The sequence below is a fragment of the Holospora elegans E1 genome, assembly GCF_000648275.1.
Classification (GTDB): Bacteria; Pseudomonadota; Alphaproteobacteria; order Holosporales; family Holosporaceae; genus Holospora; species Holospora undulata_A.
Genome location: NZ_BAUP01000101.1, coordinates 1 through 3,863 on the forward strand (window position 1 = coordinate 1; position 3,863 = coordinate 3,863).

General features: G+C 34.3%; 3 protein-coding genes. All 3 read right to left on the reverse strand.

Going from position 1 to position 3,863, the window contains the following annotated elements:
* Positions 1-695: 695 nt before the first annotated feature.
* Entirely contained in the window at positions 696-1,304 is a 609-nt protein-coding gene (locus tag HE1_RS04095) for a hypothetical protein (protein ID WP_035545008.1), read from the reverse strand.
* The gene (locus HE1_RS04100) at positions 1,304-3,280 is read right to left on the reverse strand and encodes a TolC family protein (protein ID WP_035545010.1); all 1,977 of its coding nucleotides are present in this window, start codon (positions 3,278-3,280) and stop codon (positions 1,304-1,306) included. The genes HE1_RS04095 and HE1_RS04100 overlap by 1 nt, the downstream gene beginning before the upstream one ends.
* Before the next feature lie 329 nt (positions 3,281-3,609).
* A partial coding sequence (locus tag HE1_RS04105) for a transposase (RefSeq protein ID WP_035545011.1) occupies positions 3,610-3,863 on the reverse strand: 254 nt, incomplete at its 5' end.

The window sequence follows — 3,863 nt, forward strand, 5'->3', positions numbered from 1 at the left end:
CCCCTCGAACAAAACCGCTTTTAAAGTAATCAGAACATTCACAAAATTTACATATAATCATTTTTAGAGACTTTTAAAAGACAAGTTTTTCCAATTCTAACAAAAAAGATCTTTAGTTAAAAGCTTCGATCTTTTTATCATGAATCTTCTTTACAATCTAGTTTCCAAAGAAGTTTAATATAAAATAGTTATTATTTAAGCTAAGTCTTCTTTAGTATTCAAGTATGACCTGTTCTATAATTTTTCACCTAAAAGTTTTGTCTATTAAAGTATAAAAAAGCTTACCTTTTCAAAAGATTCTAAACGATTTCAAATTCGTATTCATCTGTTGAAAAATAGAGTAAAAAATACTGATCCGATTAACCAAAAATAATCCTTCTAAAAAAATTTGCCAAGAAGTCTAGTATGTCTTTTGAAATACCATCGCCCGCCTATAAGTTTTTTATCTTTTTATCCTTCATTCGTAATTAAAAACTGAATATTTTCACAAAATTCTATCATATTATTAATATTTTTTTCTAGACCGATTTTAATATTACTTTAACCACGCATTTATATTAAACTTACCGAAGAAACTTAAGAAATTTATCTTTATTGCACAGAACAAGCAAGCAGCCATATATTACGTGAAATTAAAAAATAGCTCCTTACTTGCATATTATTTTCTACTTTTCAAGACTATCTCAAATTTTACGTCAAGCATTTTTCGAAAGTTCTTTGAGGTAAACCTCAACACACTTAACAACAAGTGCAGGAGCATGCTTTTCTAGCCAAGTGCGAATCATATCTTTTCCATGAAGATCAAACCATTGAATAATCAAAGTTTCCATTAATTTTTTTCCATCCAAATTTAGAAAACTTCTCATCTCTTGCTCTAAAATAGACTTAATATGGGGATTTAACGCATCCCGAACAACTTCTGTCAAAAATGCTTCTAAAGAAAGACTTTTTTTCACTTCTTTATTAACTACTTCTTGCAAAGGGCTATCTTCTTGCTTATCGCGGCGAACGCTATGAATAAAAGAAAAAAGTGCTTGAGCTGCAGAAGCATTATTTTTCTGGCAATCCGGTTCTTTCTGTAAACTTTCTCCCGCGCTGGGCACAACTTCCCTTTCGACAGAAGAACTTGTGCCTTCTTTCTGAACAAAAAAGTCAGAACTTTCCCTTTGAATAGAAGAATCAGAACCTTCTTTTTGAATTGGACGATTCAAATCAATAACGGGATACACTAATCCCCTTATCGACTGCAAGATATCATCAATAGACTCACCTTCCGAAGGCCCCTTCATCATTTTTTCCTGCATTAATTTTTCCTCCCTAACGGATCTTGATCAAACAAAGGATTGTCTTCCTCATTTGAACCTAATCCCACCCAATTGCTGGCGTACTGTTCATAATACTTCTTAGGATCGAAAAGCGCAACCGGTAATTTCAGATATTTTGCTGTTATACGTCCCAAATACCCACCTACAGCAACAGAGCTTTTTATCACCAAAAATCGTTGAGTAATCCAACTGCGACAAGCGTTAATCCAAGAATCTTGAATGCGTGTAAAATCTACGATAGGCAAAACTCCCGCATCGTATTCTTTTTGTGCATTCATCAACGCTTGAGTATAAAAAAGCATAGCTCGAAAAGTTAAGCTACGATTGACCAAACTGGCAGAGAGCATGTTCCATTGCTGAACACCTTCCCACAACGCTGTTCTTTTGTTTTGTTCAAGTTCTAGTCGCGCAAGTTTTACTTCTTGTTCTACTGTTCGAAAATTTGCGTGAGTTAGTCCACGGTCATAAATAGGCATCGTAAGACCAATCCCTACTTGAGCGTTTTTACTATAAGTAGTATCTTGATTTGAGTAAGTTCCTGGAAGGGTCCGTTGCAAACGATCATTCATTCTTCGACTAAGCGATGCCTCTAATTCAATTTTTGGTAAAAATCCCGAGGCAGCAACAGTAACTTCGTGCTTTTTTCCTAGTAAAACCATAGAACTAGCTTGAATAGAAGGATTGTTTTTTAATATTAATTTTTTAACCCCTTGAACATTTTTAGGCAAAAATTTAAATTCAGTAGGCATAATCAAGCGATCTAATAAATCTACTGGAGCGCCAATCAAAGCTTGAAATTTTACACGGCTGCTATCCCTGGCTTTTCTGGCCTCGATAACCTTCACGTCTCCTTGCATTAACGCTTGTCCCGCAGCAAGACTTCTATCTCCAGATTTTTCAATACCTGCTGAAAATCCAGCATTGCTTGCTTTAAATAACATATGCAACGTCGCTGCGTTTAACTCTTCTATGCGTAGTAATTCATCTGCCAATAAATAATCCAAAAATGCATCCAAAACCTTAGTTAACACATTTTGCTCTGTTGCAATGTAACTCCAGCACGACGCAAAAAAATCTACTTTTGCTTTCATGATATTTGCTAAAATTCCCCCTCCAGAGAACAAAGTCTGCTTTGCGGAAACTGTTGCCTGATTTTCCCAGGTGCGTTGCCTGTTTTTTAAATTCATCACTGGTAATCCATCAGAATCTCTGGCCAGAGGATTGTTTCCTTTCTGATTTTGAAAAGATCCAAATTGATTATGTCCTAAATTTAAGTAAATCCCTGGTCGTATCGCAGAAAAAGCTTTCGCTAATGCGTTAACTGCTAAGTTAATTTTTTTACGTGCAGCTTCTAATTCAGGATTAAAGTAATAAGCTGCAGAAAGAGCATCTGTTAAACTTCCTACCGGACGCAATGCCGATTCTTTAGTTATTTTTATGGGAGCAGCAGTCTTTTTTGGATTAATAAAACTGCAAGAGGGACGAACGTCTGGCAGTAACGCAGAAAAGGTTGGATCTTTTAGCAAAACACGAAGCTCTTCTGGAAGATCTTTTCCAAAAGAATTTTCTAGTTCTGCAATCAAACTGGAAGAAACCTTGCGATTTTTTGCTAACGCCAGTAATTGAGCTCGTAACCCTCCACTTCTCATAGGTTCTTCTTGTCCTTTGGTGTACTGTCCTTGAGGAAAAGGAAAACCTTGTTCTTGAGAAAAATCTTTCGTCTCTAAATTAATTTCTGGAAAACTCGAATAATTAGAAGAAAAAGTTCCTAATGAAAAATTTTTCATGGAAGAAGCATCCCCAGATAAAAGATTCTCTTTTAAATAAGAAGCATTAGGAATATCATTTTTTTCTAAATTTTCCAGTGCATAGATATTATTACAAAATAAACACCCCATTAAAAAATATTCGCTCCAAAATTTTGCACTACTAAATTTTATTTTATTAAAAATCATTTAAGTCTTCTAACTACTTTAACTCTTTATCACTCTATATAAAAATAAAACTTTTGTCTACAGGTGTGCATTTTTTGCTTTTCTTGTAGCATTCTTTTGATTTTATTTCTTAAAGAAATCCCAAAATACTTATTTCTTTAATTCCATCTTACACGTGTAATATTTTGTACAATATACGTTTTTATTCAATCTGCCGCAATGAGAAATTTTTTTGAACCAAACCATAAGAGATTTTTTCGGGAATCTTTAATAGAAATGTTAGGTATAGCTAAATCAACTTCATTATTTAACTTATCAAACTTTTGCTTTCTTTCCTCGTCTCTTTCCTCTCATAAACTAGCTTTGGATATTAAATGGCTTGCATCCACAAACGTAAGTACCTCACTCATATACCTTGCACTTCGTAGCTGATCTCTGAAAATTGCAAATATTTTTGACAACAGATTTGTTCCTATCTTCTTACGCATCCTGCTAAATACCCTGTGACCAGGTGTTGATTTTATTAAGATAAAATCACAAAACCACTTCGCAGCATTGCTATCTGCAAGATACTTCTCAAGTTCACGATCAGACACATCTTCCA